We start from the raw sequence: 21,266 nt of genomic DNA, 5'->3' as shown, positions 1-21,266 counted from the left end.
ATGAAAGCGGCGGCCGCATGAGGGCCCGGAGCGCTACCGTGAACCGGCGACGAGGGTCCGAGATGGACGCGGGATGTCAGAAGTGCCCGAAAGGCGCACCGACCGCCATCGAGAGGGTGAAAGCGAAGGTCAGAACTTCGCGCTACACCGACTGGCGACAACAACAGTTGGCGATCCGACAGAAGTCGATCGCACGACGGCGAGTGAGCATGAACTCACGGCGCTGTTGCATGCCCACGAGGGTACTTCAGGGTCTGCGTCAGACCAAACCCGATCTCAGATGGCCGATGACCTGCGGTTTCGTCAGCGTCCGCGGTCAGAAATCGACGGGACGAACCGTCGTCGGGCCCGATGATCCGGCCAGCAGGACGTCGCTGCCCTCGCTGTGGGCCGTGGTCGGGGGTACATCCCAGGGCAGCGGAAGCGGGGGGAGCGTCGCAGTGAAGTGCGACAGGACGTAGCCGCGCAGGTCGGCGGGGACGTCGGCGTCGACATGCTCCTTGGGTCCCCGATAGAAGTCGGTGGCCGTGATGTGCAGGCGTCCGTCGACGACGGACAGGTCGACGGTGACGCTGACCTTCATCGTCGGCCCCGGATACGCCGAAGCCGACGGCGGGAAGCGGGTCGCGGTGTCGATCGGGGGCAAAGCGACGGTGCCGGTGAACAGGACGCCGCTGGTCCGCCGGAGCAAGCCGTCGCCCGGACCGCCGGCGCCGGCCTTGCCGGTGGGGGCCGGGGTGTTGACGGTGAGGTCGATGATCCCCAGCATGCGGCCCAGGTTGACCGAATCCAGACGCGTGTAGACGTCCAGCGACGACGTCGCCACGTCGTCGGTCGGTTCGATGTCGAACCCGTCGTCGACGGTGAAGGGGCCGAGCGTTGCGCCCAGCTCGGCGTGACAGTGATCGGGTGGTGGGCAGGTCACCGGCACACCACGCGCGGTGATGACGCCGCCGGTGAAGTCCCCGCCGCGGGCGTGTGTCACGAACGGGAACCCGCCGAGGGTGACCTCGGGGTCGTAGACGAGGCGGGGTGAGGTGAGCAGCGCACGGGACAGCCCGTGTTCGGTCCGCATCGCGAGGAGGGTGTCGGTCAACAAGCTGACAACGGTGACGACGATCACTGACAGGATGCCGAGACCCAGGATAAGGCGGCCGATACGTGGCCTTCCGGCCGCCCCGAACGTCCGCTGCCGACCCTCTCCGGGCGCCTGGTTGACAGCGAAACGCGACATTGGCGCTATTCTGTCATCTATCGCGCACACGACGGTAAGGCGTTGTAAACAATCCGTCGTAGGTGCGGTGCGCAACAGAGGTCCCCGACGACGCGGGCAATGCGCGCATGTCAGTGGGTCGGGGGACGACGAGATCGGAGTGGTTCATGGATCTCTTGCTGTTGACAGCCGATCCGAACCCGGAGTCCGTCCTGCCCTCTCTCTCCTTGCTTGCGCATACGGTCCGGGTTGCGCCGACCGAGGTTTCCTCGCTCATGGAGGCGAGCAACGCCGACGTCGCGATCGTCGACGCGCGCACCGACCTGGCCGCCGCGCGCGGTCTGTGTCGACTCCTGGGTAGTACGGGCTCTTCGGTTCCGGTGGCGGCGGTTCTCACCGAAGGAGGCCTGGTCGCGGTGAACGCCGACTGGGGGCTCGACGAGTTCCTGCTGCCCGGCACAGGCCCGGCGGAGCTCGACGCGCGGTTGCGGTTGCTGGTTGTGCGGACACGCGGGATGACCACCGAGGAGGCCAGCGGCAAGGTCACCCTCGGCGAACTGGTGATCGACGAGGGCACCTACACCGCACGGTTGCGCGGCCGTCCGCTCGACCTCACCTACAAGGAGTTCGAACTCCTCAAATACCTGGCCCAGAACGCCGGGCGGGTGTTCACCCGAGCCCAGCTGTTGCAGGAGGTCTGGGGATACGACTTCTTCGGCGGCACCCGGACCGTCGACGTGCACGTGCGGCGCCTACGCGCCAAGCTGGGCAACGACCACGAATCCCTGATCGGGACCGTACGTAACGTCGGCTACAAGGCGGTGCGCCCGAGCCGCGGCCGGCCCAACGGCGGCGACGGCACTGTCGACGTGATGGTGGACGACACCGAGGACTTCGGACCCGACGATCTCGAGGGTCCGTTCGACGAGGAGTTCAGTGCCAGCGCCAACGGGAACTGACGCGCACGCACGGCCGACGGTCGTCGACCGCCTGCCCGCCGAGATCGCCAGCTTCGCACACGAATTGGTGGCCGCGGCCGCAGAGATCGACGGGGTGGCACCCCTGTCCGAACAGGCCGTGTCGGCGATCGATTCCGCCCCGGATCCCACTGTGCGACATATCTTCTCCGAAGCCGGCTACGGCAACGTGATCGTCGGTAGGCCGGGCGAGCCGGCGATGGTCGAGATCGTCGTCGACCCGACGAGGCGTCGGCGCGGTTTCGGTCGTGAACTGCTTGCTGCTGCATTCGACGTCGCGCGCGGCCTGCGCGCCGAACCGGGTCCGCGGGCATGGGCCCATGGAGACCTGCCCGGCGCGGTGGCACTCGCCGCCTCGGTCGGCGTGATCCGTCGCCGTGAGCTGCTGCAGATGCGGCGTCCGGTCGGGTCCGACGCGCCCGAGCTGCCCGCGCTCGAAGCGCCCGACGACATCATCCTGCGCACCTACGCCGGGCCCGCCGACAATGCGGAGATCCTGCGCGTCAACAATGCGGCGTTCGACTGGCACCCCGAGCAGGGCGGGTGGAGCGACGCGCAGATCGTCGAACGGGTGCGCAGTCCCTGGTTCGATCCGGCCGGATTGTTCCTCGCCTTCGACGTTGCCGCGCCCGGCCACCTGCTGGGATTTCACTGGACGAAAATGCAGTCGGCGTCACTGGGCGAGGTCTACATCGTCGGCATTGACCCGGGCGCGCAGGGCCGCGGACTGGGGCGGTTGCTGACCCTCGCGGGCCTGAAATACCTGGCCGGGCGAGGTGTCGACGAGATCGAGCTGTATGTGGAGGGTGACAACACCGCCGCGTTGCACACCTACTCGCGACTCGGCTTCACGCGCTACGCCGTCGACGTCGCCTACGGCTGATCGCCACTCGGACGCTCGTTCCAATTGTCCTGCCGTTTGTCTGCGCGTAGAGATTAAGGCGTGCGACTGACCGGGGGGCGGGCATCACGTTCTTGGACGTGTGACCAGGATGTCCTAATTCATCTTCTGTTCACCTTAGCGGTGGAGGCCGTCCACCAGCGCTCCCTAGGGTCAAGACGACCCGGTGACGTCGCGGGGGCGACGCGCCATGAAATGAGTATGGAGGTAACCAGGTGAAGCTGAGTCGATCGGGACTCGCCGTGGGGTCGGCGATGGCGGCATCCGTGATGGTGCTGGGTGCGTGCAGCAGCAATGCGGACAACAACTCCGACAGCGCTGCCGCGTCTGCGGTCTCCGACATCCAATGTGAGGGTAAGCAGGACCTCAAGGCCAGCGGCTCCACCGCACAGGCCAACGCGATGACGATCTTCTCGACGTCTTTCGCCAAGACCTGCCCCGGGTTCGAGTTGGCCTACGGCGGCGGCGGCTCCGGCCAGGGTGTCTCCGACTTCAACCAGGGCCTGACCGACTTCGGTGGCTCCGATTCGCCGATCGAGGACGAAGATGCCGCCGCGGCCGCCCAGCGCTGCAGTTCCGAGGCATGGAACCTGCCGCTGGTCTTCGGCCCGATCGCGGTGGCCTACAACATCGATGGTGTTGACAACCTGGCGCTGTCAGGCCCGACGCTCGCCAAGATCTTCAGCGGCGAGATCACCAAGTGGAACGATCCGGCCATCGCCGCCGAGAACGCGGGCGTGGACCTGCCGGATGAGCAGATCAGCGTGCTCTACCGCGCGGATCAGTCGGGTACCACCGACAACTTCCAGAAGTACCTGACCGCCGCGGGCGGCTACACCAAGGGCACCGGCAAGACCTTCAACGGCGGTGTCGGCGAGGGCAAGCAGGGCAACCCGGGCGTCGGCTCCGCGGTCGCTCCCACTCCCGGATCGATCGCCTATGTCGAGTGGGCCTTCGCGCAGTCCAACAATCTGTCGATGGCCAAGATCATCACCGACCAGGATCCCGAGGGTGTGGCACTGACCGCCGAGAGCGGCGGCAAGACCATCGAGTCGGCCACCCTGGCGAACGGCCCGGACAGCCACAACATGGTGATCGACACCTCGTCCTTCTACAAGCCGACGCAGGCGGGCGCGTACCCGATTGTTCTGGCAACCTATGAAATCGTGTGCTCGAAGTACTCGGATACCCCCACCGCTCAGGGCGTGAAGACCTTCCTGAATGTTGCGTCGGCGCCGCAGAACCAGGGCGCGGACCTGCAGGCCGCGGGCTACATCCCGCTTCCGCAGGATTTCCAGACCAAGTTGCAGTCCTCGATCGATGCGATCCAGTAGCTGCTGCTCGGGCACAACCAAGAGATAGAGCAACCGAAGAAGATGTCTGTGGATGACACGACAGGTGTCGGCCCGGGTCCGGCGAGCAGCGGCTCGCCGGACTCGGCGCCACCGCCTCAGCCCGAACCCGATCCGAACCTCACACCCGACGAGCGCGAACTCGAGGAACAGATCCACCCGGGTCTGCGCAGTCATCGCGGGCAGGCCGGTGACCAGATCTTCTCCTACCTGGCCAGGGGAACCGGTGTCCTGGTCATCGTCCTCATCGCGGCGATCGGTATATCGCTGCTGATCGATGCCGTACCGGCCATCATCGACGACAACGCCAACTTCCTCTTCTCCTCGGAATGGAATGTCAGCGGTCAGGACTTCGCCAACGGTACGGCCGCCTTCGGTGTGTGGGAGTTGTTCCGTGCGACCGTGTTGACGTCCTTCTTCGCGCTGGTTCTCGCGACGCCGGTGGCCATCGGTATCGCGGTGTTCCTGGTCGAATACGCGCCGAATAGGATCTCGCGACCGCTCGGCGCGGTGATCGACCTGCTGGCCGCGGTGCCCTCGATCATCTTCGGTCTGTGGGGTATCTACGTCCTCGCCCCGGTTATCGCGCCGTTCGCGGAGTGGTTGAACTCGACCTTCGGGTGGTTCTTCCTGTTCGCGTCGGGCAAGACGTCGATCGCCGGAGGCGGCACCATCTTCACCGCGGGCATCGTGCTCGCAATCATGATGCTGCCGATCATCACCTCCATCACCCGCGAGGTCCTGCGCCAGACGCCGACCGCCCACAAGGAGGCCGCGCAGGCGCTCGGCGCGACCAAGTGGGAGGTCATCCGGATGACCGCCTTCCCCTACAGCCGGTCGGGCATGATTGCCGCCTCGATGTTGGCGCTCGGGCGCGCGCTCGGCGAGACCATCGCCCTGATGATCATCCTGAGTGCGGCGGTCGGGCGACTGAAGTGGTCGCTGTTCGAAGGCGGCGACACCTTCGCCTCCAAGATCGCCCGCGACGTTGGCGAGTTCGTCGGCAGTGAGGCGTCTGCCGGTGCCTACATTGCGGCCGGCCTGGTCCTCTTCGTACTCACGTTCGTGGTCAACGCCATCGCACGCGTTGTCGCCGGTGGAAAGGTGAACGGATGACAGCGACATTGGACGCGAACCCCGGTGGGCCGGTCAAGGCGTCGCCGACGGCCTTCCGCGAGGTCTCAACGAGCCGCAAGGTCCGTAACAATCTGGCCGGCGGGATCTTCGCCGCCTGCTTCGTGCTCGGTGTCATTCCGCTGGTGTGGCTGCTCTACACAGTGATCTCGAAGGGCGCGCCGGCGCTCACCGATCCGAACTGGTGGTTCGGTGACGCCTACGGGGTGGACACGACCACGCAGTACGGCGCCGGCATCTCGCAGGCGATCATCGGCTCGCTGATCCAGGCGCTCATCGCGACCGTCATCTCGGTGCCGATTGCGGTGATGACAGGCATCATGCTGGTCGAGTACCCCACCTCCAGACTGGTCAAGCCGGTGAGCTTCATGGTCGACATCCTCGCCGGTGTGCCGTCGATCGTCGCCACGTTGTTCATCTTCACCGTGTTCGTCATCGGCCTGTCCATGGGACAGAGCGCTTTCATGGTCAGTCTCGCGTTGATCCTGCTGATGGTGCCGATCGTGGTGCGCTCCACCGAGGAGATGCTCAAACTCGTCCCGGATGAGCTGCGGGAGGCGTCCTACGCACTTGGCATCCCCAAGTGGAAGACCATCATGCGGGTGGTGCTCCCGACGGCCATGTCCGGCATGCTGTCGGGCATCTTCCTCGCGATCGCCCGCATCATGGGCGAGACGGCCCCGGTGCTGATTCTGGCCGGGCCCGCCAGCTCGCAGGTGCAGACCAACCCGTTCGAGGGCGGCATGACATCACTGCCGCTGTTCATCAAGGACATGTGGTCGGCGGCGCAGCCGGCATCGGACTTCTACTACTGGGGAGCGGCTCTCACGCTGATCATCATCATCGCGATCCTGAACATCATCGCGGCGATGCTCGCCAAGTACCTCGCCCCCAAGACCAAGTAGCGGTTCGCCGCCCACGCAACACGAGTAAGGCATCGACATGGCCAAGCGCCTCGACATCAAAGACCTGAATGTCTATTACGGCAAGTTCCATGCCGTCAAGGACGTCACCCTTTCGGTTCCGCCGCACAGCATCACCGCGTTCATCGGGCCCTCCGGCTGTGGTAAGTCGACCGTGCTGCGGACCCTGAACCGTATGCACGAGGAGATCCCGGGCGCGTATGCGGTCGGCAGCGTGCTGCTCGACGGTGAGGACATCTACGCCAAGGGCATCAACCCGACCGCTGTGCGGACCACTATTGGCATGGTGTTCCAGCGCCCGAACCCGTTCCCCACCATGTCGATCCGCGACAACGTGGTGGCCGGACTCAAGCTGCAGGGAGTGCGCAACAAAGCGCAACTGGCCGAGGTGTGCGAGCGCAGCCTGCGTGGTGCGAACCTCTGGGAGGAGGTCAAGGACCGCCTCGACAAGCCGGGCGGTGGCCTCTCCGGTGGTCAGCAGCAGCGTCTCTGCATCGCCCGCGCGATCGCGGTGTCCCCCGACGTCTTGCTGATGGACGAGCCCTGCTCGGCTCTCGACCCGATCTCGACGCTGGCGATCGAGGACCTGATGCAGGAGCTGAAGAAGGAGTACACGATCGTCATCGTGACCCACAACATGCAGCAGGCCGCCCGCGTCAGCGATCAGACCGCGTTCTTCAACCTCGAAGCCGTGGGACAGCCCGGGCAGCTGGTGGAGATCGCCGACACCGAGACGATGTTCTCGAACCCGACCAAGAAGGAGACCGAGGACTACATCTCGGGCCGCTTCGGCTGAGCTGGGACCTCATCTTCCAAGCAACGGTGCCGGGCACGCCATGTGCCCGGCACCGTTACATTTTTTTGGGAGCTGCTCACATGCTCAGGACCAGGGCGATCAGCAGCCCGATCAATGACAGCGTGATCCCGAGATAGACCCGGATCTGCCGCCGATGGGCTGCGGCGGCGGCTTCGTCGTCGAAGGCGGGGTGTGGTTCCGCAGAGGGGTGCTGAGCCATTCGCACACCATAACCCGAGGTCAGACGCGTTGAGAAACTGCGACCGGGGTGTCGTGAGGATGATTTCAGACCCGACGGTGGGTGGTCTGGATCACGCCGTGTCGCAGGCCATGTCCTGCGGATCGAGTAGGAGGGTAGATCCGCGGGCTCACTGCGTTCGCTCGCTACTCGACCGAGAGGGGGTGGGTCAGGACACCTCGAGGAACTGTTCCGGCGTCTTTCCGGTGGCCTGGAACAGGACCCGGCGGCCGATCAAGACGGCGTGGTCGGCGAACCGCTCGTAGTAGCGACCCAGAAGGGTGACGTCGACCGCGGCGGCCACCCCGTGGCTCCAGTCGCGGTCCATCAGGACCGTGAAGAGATGCCGGTGCAGGTCGTCCATCGCGTCGTCGTCGTCCTGCAGGCGGACGGCCTCGTCGGGATTCTGTGACCGGATGACGTCGCGAGCGTTCTCGCTCATCTGCACGGCCAGTCGCCCCATCTCGGCGAAGTAGCCGTTGACCTCCTCGGGCAGCGCCTTGGCCGGATGGCGGCGTCGCGCGACCTTCGCGACATGCAGGGCCAAGGCCCCCATGCGATCGACGTCGCCGACGATCTGCATCGCACTGACGATGCCGCGCAGATCGCCGGCCACCGGCGCCTGTAGGGCGAGCAGGGCGAAGGCCTGCTCCTCGGCGCGCGCCGACAGCTCGGTCATTTTGTCGGTGCCACTGATGACCTCCTCGGCGATCGCCAGGTCGGCCTGCAGGAGGGCTTGGGTGGCGCGGGCCATGGCGGTGCCGGCGAGTTCGCACATCTCGCCGAGGATCAGATTGAGCGTGTCGAGCTGCTCGTGGTAGGCGGTACGCATGCCGATAAGCCTACTGGGTAGCACTTGCGAACCCGGATTTGTGCGGGTGAACACCCTATGAACGGATGGGTCCGGAGTGCGTATCTCGTGTGGTCAGGAGCATGTGGTGTCGCCGGCGTTGGTCACCGCGAGGTCGTTCGGCAGGTTCGACGGATTCGTCGACTGCGGTAGCTGCGGGACCGAGATGGTGGTACCGGTATCCGGGGCCGAGGCGAGCGTGCCATCGAAGTCCGTGCCCAGAATTACCTCGACACCGGACTTGACCGTGCGGTCGAGCTGGATCGACGCACCGGGGAACATCATCGCCAGTGTCGCCGCGGAGTCCTGCTCGCCGGGACCGTAACGCACGACCGTGTCCACACGGTTCTCCGAAGCGTCGGCCACGCCGCGCACATCGAAGCCCAGCGGCGACAGCTGATCGGAGACCTCCGTCGCGACACCGCTTCGGCCCGTGCCGTTGAGGATACGGACACCCACGTTGCCGGGAGACTGCGCGGTCGCCGTGACACGGGTGGGGGCGGCTTCCGTCGTCGAGGTGGCTGCAGTGCTGGACGACGACTTACTGCTCGACTGGCTGCTCGACGACGCCGCCACCTTCTTGGCCTGTTCGCCTGGCAGCGGTTGGTCGTCGATGATGGCGTTGAAGATGGCGTCGATGTCGTCGATGCGCGGGATCTCGTTGTTCATCCCGTCTGTCGACGTACCCGACGTGGGGATCGTCAGGAAGGTGACGCGCCCGGCCTCGATGCCCTGCATCGATTCGGCGAGGTCGAGCAGCGACTGGGTGTCGACGCCGTCGACGTAGCTGTACTCGATGAAGGTGTTGACGATGCTGTTGAGCTTGGTCGGGTTCGACAGAACGTTGCCCGAGAGCGTCGACCGCAGCAGCGACGACATGAACAGCTGTTGCCGCTTGATCCGGCCGTAGTCGCCGTTGCCCTCCGAGGCGATGGTGCGGGCCCGTACGTAGTTGAGCGCCCGTCGCCCGGTGAGTTTCTGGGTACCCGCCTTGCGCAGGATCTGGCCGAGTTCGTAGTCGTAGAGTGGGGTCGTCGAGCACACCTCGACGCCGCCGATGGCCTTTACGACCTTCTCGAAACCGTAGAAGTCCATCGCGATGAAGTGGTTGATGTTCAGACCGCTCATCTGGGTGATCACCGACACCAGGCATTTCGGCCCGCCGTCGGAGTACACGCTGTTGAGCTTCACCGAGTAGGCCGCCGGCAGCGGATCACCGTAGGTACCGGTGTCGTTGTCCCACGTCTGGCACTCGGGCCGGTCGACCTGCAGATCACGCGGGAAGGAGACCGCGACGACGCGGCTGCGGTTGGCCGGGATGTTGACCAGGATGATCGTGTCGGATCGTGCGCCACCGGCGTCGGCGGTCGTGCCCGCACCGACCTTGGAGTTCATGCCGCTGCGGGTGTCGGTGCCGACGATGAGGTAGTTCTCGTCGCCGTACTGGGCTTCCTTCTTGCGGATGTTGGAGTCCTCGGGATTGACCGCGTTGATGGTCTTCCAGTTCCCGTTCCAGGACTGCAGATACCCCCACACAAACCCGGTACCCACCAGGGCCATGACACATGCGGCGGCCACGATGATCCGGCCGGTGACGGTGGCGCTGTGACTCAGGGAGCGTCGGCGCTCGGCGCGGCCGACATGGCGCCGCGGACGCGGCCGCGGTGCCACGGTCTCCGACAGGTCAGGGGTCGGCTGCAGCACCGGTAGGTCGGGCGTCGGCTGCGGCACCGGCAGGTCGGGCGGCGGCGGAGGCCCGGGCACGTCGGCCGTCGGCGGAACGGGTGCTGCCGGGCCCTGACCACGTGATTCCTCGGTGACCCGTTTGCGCGTCGCGTCGTCGGACAGATCGACACCGACGTCGCCGACCGGACCCGACGACCGGACCGGCGGGATCTTCTGGGTGAGCTCGTTGTCGTTCGCGGGGCCGCCGAGATCGTCGAACCGATGTACCTCGGTCGGGTTCTCGTCGGCCCGCGGCTGCGGCGTCGCGGGCGGGGGCGTCGGGGTCCGCTGAGGTGTCGACTTCGGAGTGGATGCCGTCTGCGGTGAGGAGGGCGCAGCGGATGCCTCGGCCTCGCCGGCCGCGTTCATCTGCTCCATCAGCTCACGGACGGTCAGCCGGGTACGGCCTCGGACATACCGATCGGTGGCGCGCGGCTCATGCAGTGACCCGTGGGCGGGCGCGTCGTTGCTCGGTGCGTCACCGAACATCTCCCGGAAGTCGTGGGCACCACCCGAGCGTCGGGCGCGCCGGCTGCGACGGGGCGTGCGGCCCTCGTCGGACGGCTCGTCCGGTCCCGATGTCCTACGACTCAACTGCTGATCCCCTTGCCCCGACCCGATGAAGCGTGCGCGCCGCGCGGGCGAGCCCGGCGCACCATGGCGTGAGGTCCGCACGCGGGCGAACCTCCGCGCCATCTTACTGATTGCACCTGAGAAGGCTTCTCAGCCGCCGTGGCCGCGGTGAATCGTTACCCAGCCGCTCGGCAGCCGAGTGGACTTCGTTACTCAGCCACCTGAATGCATGATCTCGGCGCCCTCGGGGATGATGTCCTCTTCGGGGTCGTCGAGCCATCCGTCGGGCAGCGCCACCTTGGCGGGTGATCCCTGACGTCCCCGCGGTCCGTGGCCGTCGGCTGGGAACTCGGTGTCGGCGGGCAGAGCCGAGACGAGTTCGCGCAGCTCATCGACGGTGCTGACGAGCGCCAGGCGGTTGCGCAGATCCGATCCGGCGGGGAAGCCGCGCAGATACCACGCCACGTGCTTACGGATCTCGCGCATGCCCTTGTCCTCGCCGTGGTGCGCGGCCAGCAGCTCACCGTGCCGGACGATGATCTGCGCGACCTCGCCCAGGTTCGGGGTCGCCGGCGCCGCGAGACCGTTCAGCTCGGCCGACAGTTCGGCGAACAGCCACGGACGGCCGAGGCAGCCGCGTCCGATGACGACTCCGTCACACCCGGTGCGGCGCATCATCGCGACGGCATCGGCCGGCTCGAAGATGTCGCCGTTGCCCAGCACCGGCACATCGGTGACGTGTTCTTTGAGGCGGGCGATCTCGTCCCAGTCCGCGGTGCCCGAATAACGCTGAGACGCAGTCCGTGCGTGCAGCGCGACCGCTTGTGCGCCCTCCTCCGCGGCGATGCGGCCGGCGTCGAGGTGGGTGTGATGCTCGTCGTCGATGCCGATGCGGAATTTCACCGTCACCGGGATGTCGGTGCCCTCGGTGGCCCGCACCGCGGCGGCGACGATCCGTCGAAAGAGCTTGCGCTTGAACGGGATCGCCGATCCACCGCCCTTGCGGGTCACTTTGGGGACGGGGCAGCCGAAGTTCATGTCGATGTGGTCGGCGAGGTTCTCGTCGACGATCATCTTGGCCGCGGCGTAGGTGTTCTCCGGGTCGACGGTGTAGAGCTGCATCGACCGAGGGTTCTCGTCGGGGCCGAAGGTGGTCATGTGCATCGTCACCGGATGGCGTTCGACCAGCGCACGCGCGGTCACCATCTCGCAGACGTACAGGCCAGACACGGTTCCGGTGCGTTCGAGTTCGAGTTCGCGGCACAGGGTGCGGAACGCGACGTTCGTGACACCGGCCATCGGTGCGAGTACCACCGGGCTGCCCAGTTCGATCGAGCCGATGCGCAGCGCTCCCGGCGTGAGGCTCGCAGGCGACAACGAACCGGCGCCCTCAGATGAAGCTGAGGGCGCCGGTCCGCTGGGATGTAGAACGGTGCTCAGGATGCCCGCTGCTCCCGCTTCTTGGCTTCGCGGGCGAGCGAACGGTCGCGCATCTCCTCGAAGCGGATGGTGTCCTTCTCGAGCTGCTCGAGGAAGGCGGCGAGCTCCTCGCGGGTCTTCTCGCCGTCGGCGGTGAAGTCGTCGCGCTCGAAGACATTCCACTTGCGCAGGACCGGCATGATGACCTCTTCGAGATGCTGACGCAGGTCGTAGATGCCGTGCTTGGCCATCAGGACGCCGTTGCGGCGGAAGTTCGGCATACCGGCGCCGGGCATCTGGAAGTTGACGACGATATCGGTCACCGCGCGCAGTGTCTGGTCGGGGGAGATGTCCATTCCCGCGCCGCAGATGTTGCGGTAGAAGATCATGTGCAGGTTCTCGTCGGCGGCGATGCGCTGCAGCATCTTGTCGGCGATCGGATCGTTGCATGCCTTGCCGGTGTTGCGGTGGCTCACGCGGGTGGCGAGCTCCTGGAAGGTCACGTAGGCGACCGAATGCAGCAGACCCAGTTCGTCGGCGTATTCCTCGAGCTCATCGGCACGTCCGGCGGCCGCCAGCATCGGGTCGTAGCCGTTGGTCATGTGGATCATCCGCGCCTCTTCGAGCGCCACGGGATCGACACCACGGGTGACGACCAGGTAGTCGCGCATCACGATGCCGTGGCGGTTCTCCTCGGCGGTCCACCGGCCGACCCAGTGGCCCCAGGCCGAATCCATCGAGAAGTTGTCCGCGATGACGCGGTGATACGACGGCAGGTTGTCCTCGGTCAGGAGGTTGGTGACCATGGCGGCCTTGGCGACCTCGTCGAGATGTGACTGCTCGGGGTCGTAGTCGATGCCGCCGAGTGCGGCGTAGTTGCGGCCCTCATCCCACGGGATGTAGTCGTGCGGATTCCAGTCCTTGGCGATCTTGAGGTGGCGATTGACGTTCTCTTCGGCGACGGGCGCCAGCTCCTTGAGAAGCTCGAGTTGGGTCAGCTCGCGTGCCATAAAGTTCCTCCGAACAGTGGTCGGCAGTCATGCCTGTCCGGACTCCGGCGCGTGACGGCATGGGGTGATCAGTGGACCAGGGTACGACACCTGGGCGTATGGACCCAAGTTCGTACCTACGCAATCGTAACCACGACGATTCCCCGTTACGCCGCCCTTTGTGCTGCCGGTCACTGCACGAAAGGAGGCGTCAACGCCGTGCGAACGCGGCTCCAGTGGTTGCCATCCATCGGGCCGCGTCGGGGTCAAGAGTACCGAGTGCTGCCGCTTTCTCACACCACCTCGCCGCGGCCTGTCCGAATTCCAACGGGTTGTAGACGTCTTCCTCGCGGCTCCACAGGCCGTCGCCGCCATAGGTGAGGATCGTGATGTTGGTCGCCGTGATGTGAGATCCGTCACCGGGATCGCGCATCGGGTTGTCGACCTCGCAGATCACGCGCGCCGTCGGGGCGTCGACGACGTGCCACACAGCCGGGAACCCGGTCATATGGCTACCGGGGAACGTCGTCATCGTCTTACGGATCCAGCCGCGGATCTCCTCCCGGCCCGACATCGTTCCCAGCGCGTGTTCGATGTAGTCGGCGTCGGGGGTGAACATGTTCGCGAACCGGTCCCAGTCGCGGCTGATCGAGATCTCGGCGACGGTGGTCTGGAAGTCGGCGAATGCGGCATCGAGCTCGGCGTGTGTGAAGGTGCACATCGAGTGTCGAGACTACGGGAACCTGTTCTAGTCTTGGTGGTCGGCGGGGCAATCCGTCCCGGGGGAATGAGGTGGTGATCACATGCAGCGGCTCAGCGGTTTGGATGCGTCGTTTCTGTATCTGGAGACGCGATCGCAGTTGATGCACGTCATCGGGCTCATGGAGATCGATCCGGGCACGATGCCGGGCGGTTACGGCTTCACCAAGCTCCGCGATGAACTCGAACGCCGGATCGCGGGGATGCCGGCCTTCCGTCGCAAGCTGGACAATTCGATGCTCAACATCGACCACCCGGTGTGGATCGAGGACACCGACTTCGACATCGAGCGCCACGTACACCGTGTCGGGGTCCCCGCTCCCGGCGGCGAGGTCGAGCTGGCGGAGCTGTGCGGTCACCTCGCCGGGCAGACCCTCGACCGCGGCAAGCCGCTGTGGGAGCTGTGGGTCATCGAGGGGCTGGCCGACGGCAAGGTCGCGGCGATGCTGCGCATGCACCACGCCGGCGTCGACGGTGTGACCAGCGCCGAGATGCTGGCCCAGTTGTGCACGATCACACCGGAGTCGCCCGAACTCGATCCCGGCCAGATCCGGCAGACCGCCGGCGCGACGTCGCGCACCACGATGGCGGTCACCGGGGCGCTCAACTACCTCGTCCAGCGTCCGATCGCGATGGCCAAGCTGCTCCCCAACACCGTCGGCATCCCGATCGGCTGGTTCCGACGCTCCCGGTCCGACACCGCCATGCCCGCGCCGTTCCAGGCACCGCGGACCCGGTTCAACGCGCCGATCACCCCGCACCGCTCGATCGCGCTCACCCAGCTCTCGCTCGACGACATCAAACGGGTGAAGAATCGCTTCGGCGTGAAGGTCAACGACGTCGTGCTGGCCATGACCGGCGGCGCACTGCGTTCCTACCTCGACGAGCACGGTGAACTGCCCGCACAACCGCTGGTCGCGATGGTGCCGGTGTCCGTGCACGGTGCCGACGAGAGTTCGCTCGTCACCGGCGGCACCAACAAGGTGACCGGGATGTTCACCCTGCTGCCGTCGAATGTCGAGGACCCGGTGGAGCGGCTGGAGAAGGCGGCCGAACTGTCCCGCAAGTCCAAGGAGCATCACAGTGAGATCGACGCGAACATGCTGCGCGCGTGGGCGCAGTTCGCGCCGGGCACCACGCTGACGACGATGATGAAGGTCTACGGCGACAGACGGCTGTCGATGAGGCATCCACCGGTCTTCAATGTCACCGTCTCCAACGTCGCCGGCCCCGACTTCCCGTTGTACTTCCTGGGTGCGCGGGTCACCGCGGTGTATCCGTTGGGCCCGATCTTCCACGGACTGGGCCTCAACATCACCGTGTTCTCCGCCGACGGGCACCTCAACGTCGGCATCCTCGCCTGCACGGATCAGGCTCCCGATGTCTGGGGGATCGCGCACGCCTTCGACGAGCAGCTCAAGCAGCTTCTCGAGCGCTGCGGATAGCTCGACGGGGGCGGGCGAGTGGCGCCGGGTCGGGCTAGAGGGCGTCGAGCCAGATCGCGGGGCTGGCGTCGCTGGGGGAGCGCCAGTCGCCGCGCGGCGAGAGGGAACCACCCGAACCGATCTTCGGGCCGTTGGGCATCGCCGTGCGCTTGAACTGGTTGGTCATGAACCGCTTCAGGAACACCCCGAGCCAGTGTTCGATGACGGTGGCGTCGTACTCGTTGCGGCGTTCCGCGGCGATCATGTCCGACCACACGCCGTGCTCACGGTCGCCCCACGCCTGGGAGGCGAGATAGGCGACCTTGGCCGGTCGGTAGCCGTAGCGGGTGACGTAATACAGGAAGAAGTCGTGCAGCTCATACGGTCCCACGGTGTCCTCGGTGCTCTGCACCACTCCGTCCTCACCGGGTGGGACCAGCTCCGGGGTGATCACGTCATCGAGGATCTCCGCGAGCACGTCGGTCGTCACCTGCGAGTAGGCACTGGTCGCGATCATCCACCGGATCAGATGCTGGATCAGGGTCTTGGGCACCGACGAGTTCACGTTGTAGTGCGACATCTGATCGCCGACACCGTAGGTGCACCAGCCCAGCGCCAGCTCGGACAGGTCACCGGTGCCCAGCACTATTGCGCCGTGCTGGTTGGCGAGGCGGAACAGATGGGACGTGCGTTCGCCGGCCTGGACGTTCTCGAAGGTGATGTCGTAGAGCTTCTCACCCGCGGTATAGGCATGGCCGAGGTCTGCCAGCATCTGCTCACACGACGGCCGGATGTCCAGCTCGGTGCCGGATACCCCGAGCGAATCCATCAACACGTGCGCGCGGCGCAGCGTGGCCGAACCCGTGGCGAAACCGGGCATGGTGTAGGCGAGGATGTTCTCCCGCGGCAGGCCGAGACGGTCGAAGGTGTCGACGGCGACGAGCAGCGCCAGCGTGGAGTCCAGACCACCGGACACGCCGATGACGATCTTGCGGATACCGGTGGAGCGCAGCCGCGCGGCGAGGCCTTGAACCTGGATGTTGCCGACTTCACGGCATCGGGCGTCACGGTCGGCGGAACCGGCCGGCACGAACGGGAAGCGGGGGACCTCACGACGCAGCTCGTCGTCGACGTCGTCGGTTTGTCCGATCTGGAACCGAATGCGGCGCAGGGGTTTCAGGTCACCGGCGAAGTCGCCGGCCTGATCGCGGAGACTGATCATCCGCATCCGTTCCTGGCGGAGCCGGTCGAGGTCGATGTCGGCGGTGATGGTTTGGTCGGTCATCGCGAACTGGTCGGAGCGGGCCAGCAGGGTGCCGTTCTCGGAGATCAACGCGTCGCCGTCCCACGCGAGATCGGTGGTCGACTCGCCGAATCCGGCCGCCACATAGACGTGCGCGGCCACGCATCGCGCGGAGTGGCTCGTCGACAGCGACCGCCGGTAGGCCTCCTTGCCGACGGTGACCGGACTGCCGGAGAGGTTGACCAGCACCGTCGCGCCCGCGAGCGAGGCCCAGGTGCTCGGCGGGATCGGCACCCATCCGTCCTCGCAGATCTCCACGTGCACCGCGAAGCCCGGCAGATCGGTGGCCTCGAAGATGAGATCGGGGCCGAACGGCACCTCGACACCGAGCACGGTGGCCGTGGTGACCGTCGCGTCGCGGGCGGCGGAGAAGTACCGCTGCTCGTAGAACTCGCGATAGTTCGGCAGATACGACTTGGGCACAACCCCGAGGATCTGCCCGTCGCGGATCACCGCGGCACAGTTGAACAGCCCGTCGCCGACCACCAGCGGCAGCCCGACCGCCACGAGCGGCCGCAGACCCTTGGTGGCCTCGACGACGATCGCCAACCCGGCCAAGCAGGCATCGAGCACGGCATCCTGCTGCACCAGGTCGTCGATCGAGTAGCCGCACAGACCCAGCTCGGGGAAGACGACCAGTGCGGCACCATCGTCGGTGGCATCGCGCAGCAGCGCGATCGTCCGTTCGGCGTTGCCGACGGGGTCGACGATCGACACGACCGGCACTGCTCCGGTCACCCGCGCAAAACCGTGCTCGTAGACAGACACCTCCTGAGACTAGGGCATGTCTCCCAATTCCCTTTGCGGGTCTTGGCGCCCTACCGGTCAGAGCCCGAGGTCCTTCGCGATGATCGTCTTCATCACCTCGCTCGTGCCGCCGTAGATCCGCGATACGCGGGTGTCGGCGTACAGACGTGCGATGGGGTATTCGAGGACGTAGCCGTAACCACCGTGCAGCTGCAGGCATTTGTCGATGACCCGGCCGGCGGTCTCGGTGGCGAACAGTTTCACCCGCGCAGCGTCGGGGACGGTGAGCTCGCCGGCATTGTGCAGTTCCAGGGCGCGGTCGACGAACTGCCGGATGGCCTCGACATCGGCGGAGCATTCTGCGAGCACGAACTTGGTGTTCTGGAACGACGCCACCGGTTTGCCGAAGACATCGCGTTCCTTCGTGTACGCCAACGCGTGCTGTACCGCCGCGGCGGCGGTCGCCGACGCCCCGATCGCGATGGTGAGGCGTTCCTGCGCGAGATTGTGTGTGAGGTAGGAGAAGCCGGCACCCTCCTCGCCGAGGCGGTCTTCGACGGGCACCCTGACCGAGCTGAAGGACAGCTCGGCGGTATCGGAGGCCTTGAGGCCGATCTTGTCCAACTTGCGGCCGACGGCGAAACCTTCCGACGTGGTGTCGACGACGAGGATCGACAGACCCGCCCGCCGGTTCGTCGCATCGAAGGCCGACGTGCGGCATACCACCAGGACCCGGTCGGCGAGCGCACCACCGGTGATGAAGGTCTTCGCGCCATCGAGGACGTAGTGGGTGCCGTCGGCGGAGAGCTTGGCGGTGGTGGCGATGTTCGCGAGGTCCGATCCGGTGCCGGGTTCGGTCATGGCGATGGCGAACATGATGTCGCCGGAACAGAATCCGGGTAGTCAGCGCTGCTTCTGCTCCTGCGACGCGTATTCGGTCAGGTAGGGCAGGATCAGGTTGGTGTGCACCGAATAGCTGCCGAAGCTGACCCCGGCCGCCGACGTCTCCTCGGCGATGACCATCGAATAGGTGAAATCCTTTGTGCCGCCGCCCCCGTACTCCTCGGGGGCCTCGATGCCCAGGACCCCGAGTTCACCGAGCCGGTGGTAGAACTCGCGCGGCGGATGGCCCTGTTTACACCAGTCGTCATACTGGGGGACGACCTCCTTGGCGATGAAGTCGCGGATGGTCTTGCGGAAGGTTTCGTGATCCTCGGTGAACACGGTGCGCTGCATATGAATTCCCCTCGCTGTGACTGGTCGGGTCAGTTCTCGCGATACTCGCGGAGCAACCCCTTGCTGATGATCTGTTTCTGGATCTCGCTGGTGCCCTCGCCGATGAGCAGGAACGGGGCCTCACGCATCAACCGTTCGATCTCGAATTCCTTGGAGTAACCGTATCCGCCGTGGATACGGAAGGAGGCCTGGGTGACCTCCGCGCAGTACTCACTGCACAGATACTTGGCCATGCCGGCGGCGACGTCGTTGCGTTCCCCGGAATCCTTGAGTCGTGCGGCATTGACCATCATCAGGTGCGCGGCCTCGACCTTGGTGGCCATCTCGGCGAGGCTGAACGCGATCGCCTGATGCTCGGCGATGGGTTTGCCGAATGTCCGGCGCTGCTGGGCGTAGCGGGCGGCGAGTTCGAAGGCGCGCTGTGCGATCCCGCACGCCCGCGCCGACACATTGACCCGACCCACCTCGATGCCGTCCATCATGTGCGTGAAGCCGCGGCCCGGGGCGCCACCGAGGATGTCGTCGCCCGCCGCGCGGTAGCCGTCGAAGATCAACTCGGTGGTGTCGATGCCTTTGTAGCCCATCTTGTCGATCTTTCCGGGGATGGTCAGCCCCGGGAGCACCTCACCGAAGCCCGCCGGCTTCTCGATCAGGAAGGTGGTCAGGTTCTTGTGCGGCTTCTCCTGCCCCTCCTCGGTGCGCACCAATGCCGCGATGAGCGTCGACGTGGCACCGTTGGTGAGCCACATCTTCTGACCGTTGATGACGTAGCCGTTCTCGCCGTCACGCTTCGCGGAGGTCTTGATCGCCGCGACATCCGAGCCCAGCTCGGGTTCGGACATCGAGAATGCACCCCGCACCTCGCCGGTGGCCATCCGCGGTAGGAATCGCTGCTTCTGCTCGTCGGTGCCGTGCTGACGGATCATGTAGGCGACGATGAAATGCGTGTTGATGACTCCGGATACGCTCATCCAGCCGCGTGCGAGTTCCTCCACGCACAGCGCGTAGGTGAGCAGCGACTCACCGAGACCCCCGTACTCCTCCGGGATCATCAGCCCGAACAGGCCCATCTCCCGCATACCGTCGACGATCTCGGTCGGATAGGTGTCGGAACGCTCGAGTTCCTGCGCGTTCGGGATGATCTGCTTGTCGACGAACTGTCGGACATTCGCCACGATCTCGGTCTGGATCTCGGTCAGACCGAGCGTCTGTGCGAGGCGGGTCATCGGGGCCTCTCCCATCGGGACTCGTGTGCGCCGACCGGCTGCCGACCCACTGCGGTTAACCCCCTCAGCATGCCCTGCGCGCTCGCGCGACGGAACGGCCCGATCGGCTAACACTGCGATAGCGGGAGCCAATGACCGCCGACGTCGAGCCCGATGACATCGGCGAACCATCGCCCTCGTCTCATAGGCCGCGGCTATCCGACCGTGAGCCGGAAACAACTTGTGCTTCATCTATGCGCCGTGGAGGAATCAAAACAGGGCGATGACCGCACACCGCCAGCCCTGAGACGCTCGCAACCCGAAGGAAACACCATGCGTGATGCAGTGATCGTCGATGCCGTCCGTTCTCCGATCGGTCGCCGCCGCGGTGCCCTGTCCGGAATCCATCCAGCCGATCTGTCTGCCCATGTGCTCGAGGCGCTGGTGGAACGGACCGGCATCGCTCCCGAGCAGATCGACGACATGGTGTGGGGCTGCGTCAGTCAGGCCGGCGAACAGGCCGGCAACGTCGGCCGCACCGCCGTGCTCGCCGCCGGATGGCCGGAGTCGGTGCCCGGTACCACGGTCACCCGCGCGTGCGGTTCGAGTCAGCAGGCGGTCAGCATGGCGGCCGCCGCGGTGATCTCCGGTCAGCAGGACATCGTGGTCGCCGGTGGCGTGGAGTCGATGAGCCGGGTGCCGATGGGCAGCGCCGCACCGAACGGCGAGAGCCAGCCGGCCACCGTCCTCGACCGCTACGGCATCGAACGGTTCAGCCAGGGCGTCGGTGCGGAGATGATGGCGGAGAAATGGTCGCTGAGCCGCTCCGTTCTCGACGAGTTCTCGCTGCGCTCACATGAGCTCTCCGCCCGGGCCGCCGACTCGGGTGCCTTCGACGGGCAACTGGCCCCTATCCCCGGGGTCCTCGAAGGCGACGAAGGCATCCGTCGTGGCGGCACCGTGGAATCGATGGCCGCGCTCAAGCCGGCGTTCAGAGAGGACGGGGTCATCCACGCAGGCAACGCCTCTCAGATCTCCGACGGCGCCGGTGCGTTGCTGATCATGACCAGCGAGGCCGCGGCCGAGCACGGGCTGACGCCGATCGCCCGAATCCACACCGCAGTCGTTGCCGCCGACGACCCGGTGATCATGCTGACCGGACCGATCCCGGCAACGGCCAAGGCGCTCAAGCGTTCCGGCCTGTCCATCGACGATATCGGCGCCTTCGAGATCAACGAGGCGTTCGCGCCGGTACCGCTCGCGTGGCAGATCGAGACAGGCGCCACGATGGACCGCGTCAATCCGCTCGGCGGCGCGATCGCCGTCGGTCATCCGCTCGGCGGGTCGGGGGCGATCCTGATGACCAGGCTCGCGCACCACATGCGCGACAAGGGGATTCGCTACGGGCTGCAGTCGATGTGCGAGGCTGGCGGCATGGCCAACGCCACCATCCTCGAACTCATCTGAGGAGTTGTCGCCGATCCGGTGGCACACCGAGGTCC

17 protein-coding genes and 1 pseudogene are annotated in these 21,266 nt (G+C 66.1%); 8 read left to right on the top strand and 10 right to left on the bottom strand.

What is annotated here, in order from left to right:
* Positions 1-316: 316 nt before the first annotated feature.
* Positions 317-1,234 (bottom strand): LmeA family phospholipid-binding protein, encoded by a 918-nt coding sequence (locus GORHZ_RS23570; RefSeq protein ID WP_006337562.1) that lies wholly within the window; start codon positions 1,232-1,234, stop codon positions 317-319.
* Positions 1,235-1,380: 146 nt separating this feature from the next.
* Between GORHZ_RS23570 and GORHZ_RS23565 the strand changes: the two genes are divergently transcribed.
* The 6 genes from GORHZ_RS23565 (at position 1,381) to pstB (ending at position 7,296) form a co-directional block, all read left to right on the top strand.
* Complete coding sequence (locus tag GORHZ_RS23565) at positions 1,381-2,172, top strand: winged helix-turn-helix transcriptional regulator (RefSeq protein WP_006337561.1); 792 nt, start codon at positions 1,381-1,383, stop codon at positions 2,170-2,172.
* The gene (mshD, locus tag GORHZ_RS23560; RefSeq protein ID WP_006337560.1) at positions 2,150-3,073 is read left to right on the top strand and encodes a mycothiol synthase; all 924 of its coding nucleotides are present in this window, start codon (positions 2,150-2,152) and stop codon (positions 3,071-3,073) included. Before GORHZ_RS23565 ends, mshD begins: the two co-directional genes overlap by 23 nt.
* A gap of 233 nt (positions 3,074-3,306) precedes the next feature.
* Positions 3,307-4,425: a phosphate ABC transporter substrate-binding protein PstS gene (pstS, locus tag GORHZ_RS23555; RefSeq protein ID WP_006337557.1), complete on the top strand. Its 1,119-nt coding sequence runs from the start codon at positions 3,307-3,309 to the stop codon at positions 4,423-4,425.
* 42 nt (positions 4,426-4,467) lie between these two features.
* A complete protein-coding gene (gene pstC / locus GORHZ_RS23550; RefSeq protein WP_040533196.1) occupies positions 4,468-5,559 on the top strand; it encodes a phosphate ABC transporter permease subunit PstC in 1,092 nt (363 codons plus the stop codon).
* A complete protein-coding gene (pstA, locus tag GORHZ_RS23545; RefSeq protein ID WP_006337555.1) occupies positions 5,556-6,482 on the top strand; it encodes a phosphate ABC transporter permease PstA in 927 nt (308 codons plus the stop codon). The genes pstC and pstA overlap by 4 nt, the downstream gene beginning before the upstream one ends.
* Positions 6,483-6,519: 37 nt before the next feature.
* Positions 6,520-7,296, top strand: coding sequence for a phosphate ABC transporter ATP-binding protein PstB (pstB, locus tag GORHZ_RS23540; protein ID WP_006337554.1), 777 nt, complete (start codon positions 6,520-6,522; stop codon positions 7,294-7,296).
* Between the two features lie 76 nt (positions 7,297-7,372).
* Here the strand turns inward: pstB and GORHZ_RS31285 are convergent, their stop codons facing one another.
* From GORHZ_RS31285 to GORHZ_RS23515, 6 genes are all read right to left on the bottom strand, one after another.
* Complete coding sequence (locus GORHZ_RS31285) at positions 7,373-7,516, bottom strand: hypothetical protein (protein WP_169330693.1); 144 nt, start codon at positions 7,514-7,516, stop codon at positions 7,373-7,375.
* Positions 7,517-7,703: 187 nt separating this feature from the next.
* Entirely contained in the window at positions 7,704-8,366 is a 663-nt protein-coding gene (phoU, locus tag GORHZ_RS23535) for a phosphate signaling complex protein PhoU (RefSeq protein WP_006337553.1), read from the bottom strand.
* A gap of 93 nt (positions 8,367-8,459) precedes the next feature.
* Entirely contained in the window at positions 8,460-10,703 is a 2,244-nt protein-coding gene (locus GORHZ_RS23530; RefSeq protein ID WP_040533193.1) for an LCP family protein, read from the bottom strand.
* Between the two features lie 192 nt (positions 10,704-10,895).
* The gene (dusB, locus tag GORHZ_RS23525) at positions 10,896-12,059 is read right to left on the bottom strand and encodes a tRNA dihydrouridine synthase DusB (RefSeq protein ID WP_006337551.1); all 1,164 of its coding nucleotides are present in this window, start codon (positions 12,057-12,059) and stop codon (positions 10,896-10,898) included.
* Between the two features lie 59 nt (positions 12,060-12,118).
* A complete protein-coding gene (locus GORHZ_RS23520; protein WP_006337550.1) occupies positions 12,119-13,111 on the bottom strand; it encodes an acyl-ACP desaturase in 993 nt (330 codons plus the stop codon).
* Positions 13,112-13,301: 190 nt separating this feature from the next.
* Positions 13,302-13,811, bottom strand: coding sequence for a nuclear transport factor 2 family protein (locus tag GORHZ_RS23515; RefSeq protein ID WP_006337549.1), 510 nt, complete (start codon positions 13,809-13,811; stop codon positions 13,302-13,304).
* 82 nt (positions 13,812-13,893) lie between these two features.
* On the opposite strand from GORHZ_RS23515, the gene GORHZ_RS23510 reads away from it, so the two are divergent.
* Complete coding sequence (locus tag GORHZ_RS23510) at positions 13,894-15,294, top strand: WS/DGAT/MGAT family O-acyltransferase (RefSeq protein ID WP_006337548.1); 1,401 nt, start codon at positions 13,894-13,896, stop codon at positions 15,292-15,294.
* A gap of 34 nt (positions 15,295-15,328) precedes the next feature.
* Here GORHZ_RS23510 and GORHZ_RS23505 read toward each other — a convergent pair whose 3' ends face one another.
* The 3 genes and pseudogenes from GORHZ_RS23505 to GORHZ_RS23495 all read right to left on the bottom strand — a co-directional run bounded on the left by GORHZ_RS23505 (position 15,329) and on the right by GORHZ_RS23495 (position 19,785).
* Positions 15,329-17,344 (bottom strand): NAD(+) synthase, encoded by a 2,016-nt coding sequence (locus tag GORHZ_RS23505; protein WP_006337547.1) that lies wholly within the window; start codon positions 17,342-17,344, stop codon positions 15,329-15,331.
* A gap of 57 nt (positions 17,345-17,401) precedes the next feature.
* A pseudogene (locus GORHZ_RS23500) lies at positions 17,402-18,559 on the bottom strand (acyl-CoA dehydrogenase family protein).
* Between the two features lie 29 nt (positions 18,560-18,588).
* Positions 18,589-19,785 carry an acyl-CoA dehydrogenase family protein gene (locus GORHZ_RS23495; protein WP_006337544.1) on the bottom strand — a complete coding sequence of 399 codons (1,197 nt, stop codon included), beginning with the start codon at positions 19,783-19,785 and terminating at the stop codon, positions 18,589-18,591.
* Positions 19,786-20,097: 312 nt separating this feature from the next.
* Here GORHZ_RS23495 and GORHZ_RS23490 point away from each other — a divergent pair, with 312 nt between their 5' ends.
* Positions 20,098-21,231, top strand: a complete 1,134-nt coding sequence (locus GORHZ_RS23490) for a thiolase family protein (RefSeq protein ID WP_006337543.1) — start codon at positions 20,098-20,100, stop codon at positions 21,229-21,231.
* The last annotated feature ends 35 nt before the right edge of the window (positions 21,232-21,266 follow it).

Source organism: Gordonia rhizosphera NBRC 16068, from assembly GCF_000298195.1.
GTDB lineage: Bacteria > Actinomycetota > Actinomycetes > Mycobacteriales > Mycobacteriaceae > Gordonia > Gordonia rhizosphera.
The sequence above is the reverse complement of the archived record's forward strand: the minus strand, read 5'-3'. Positions and strand labels throughout refer to the sequence as shown.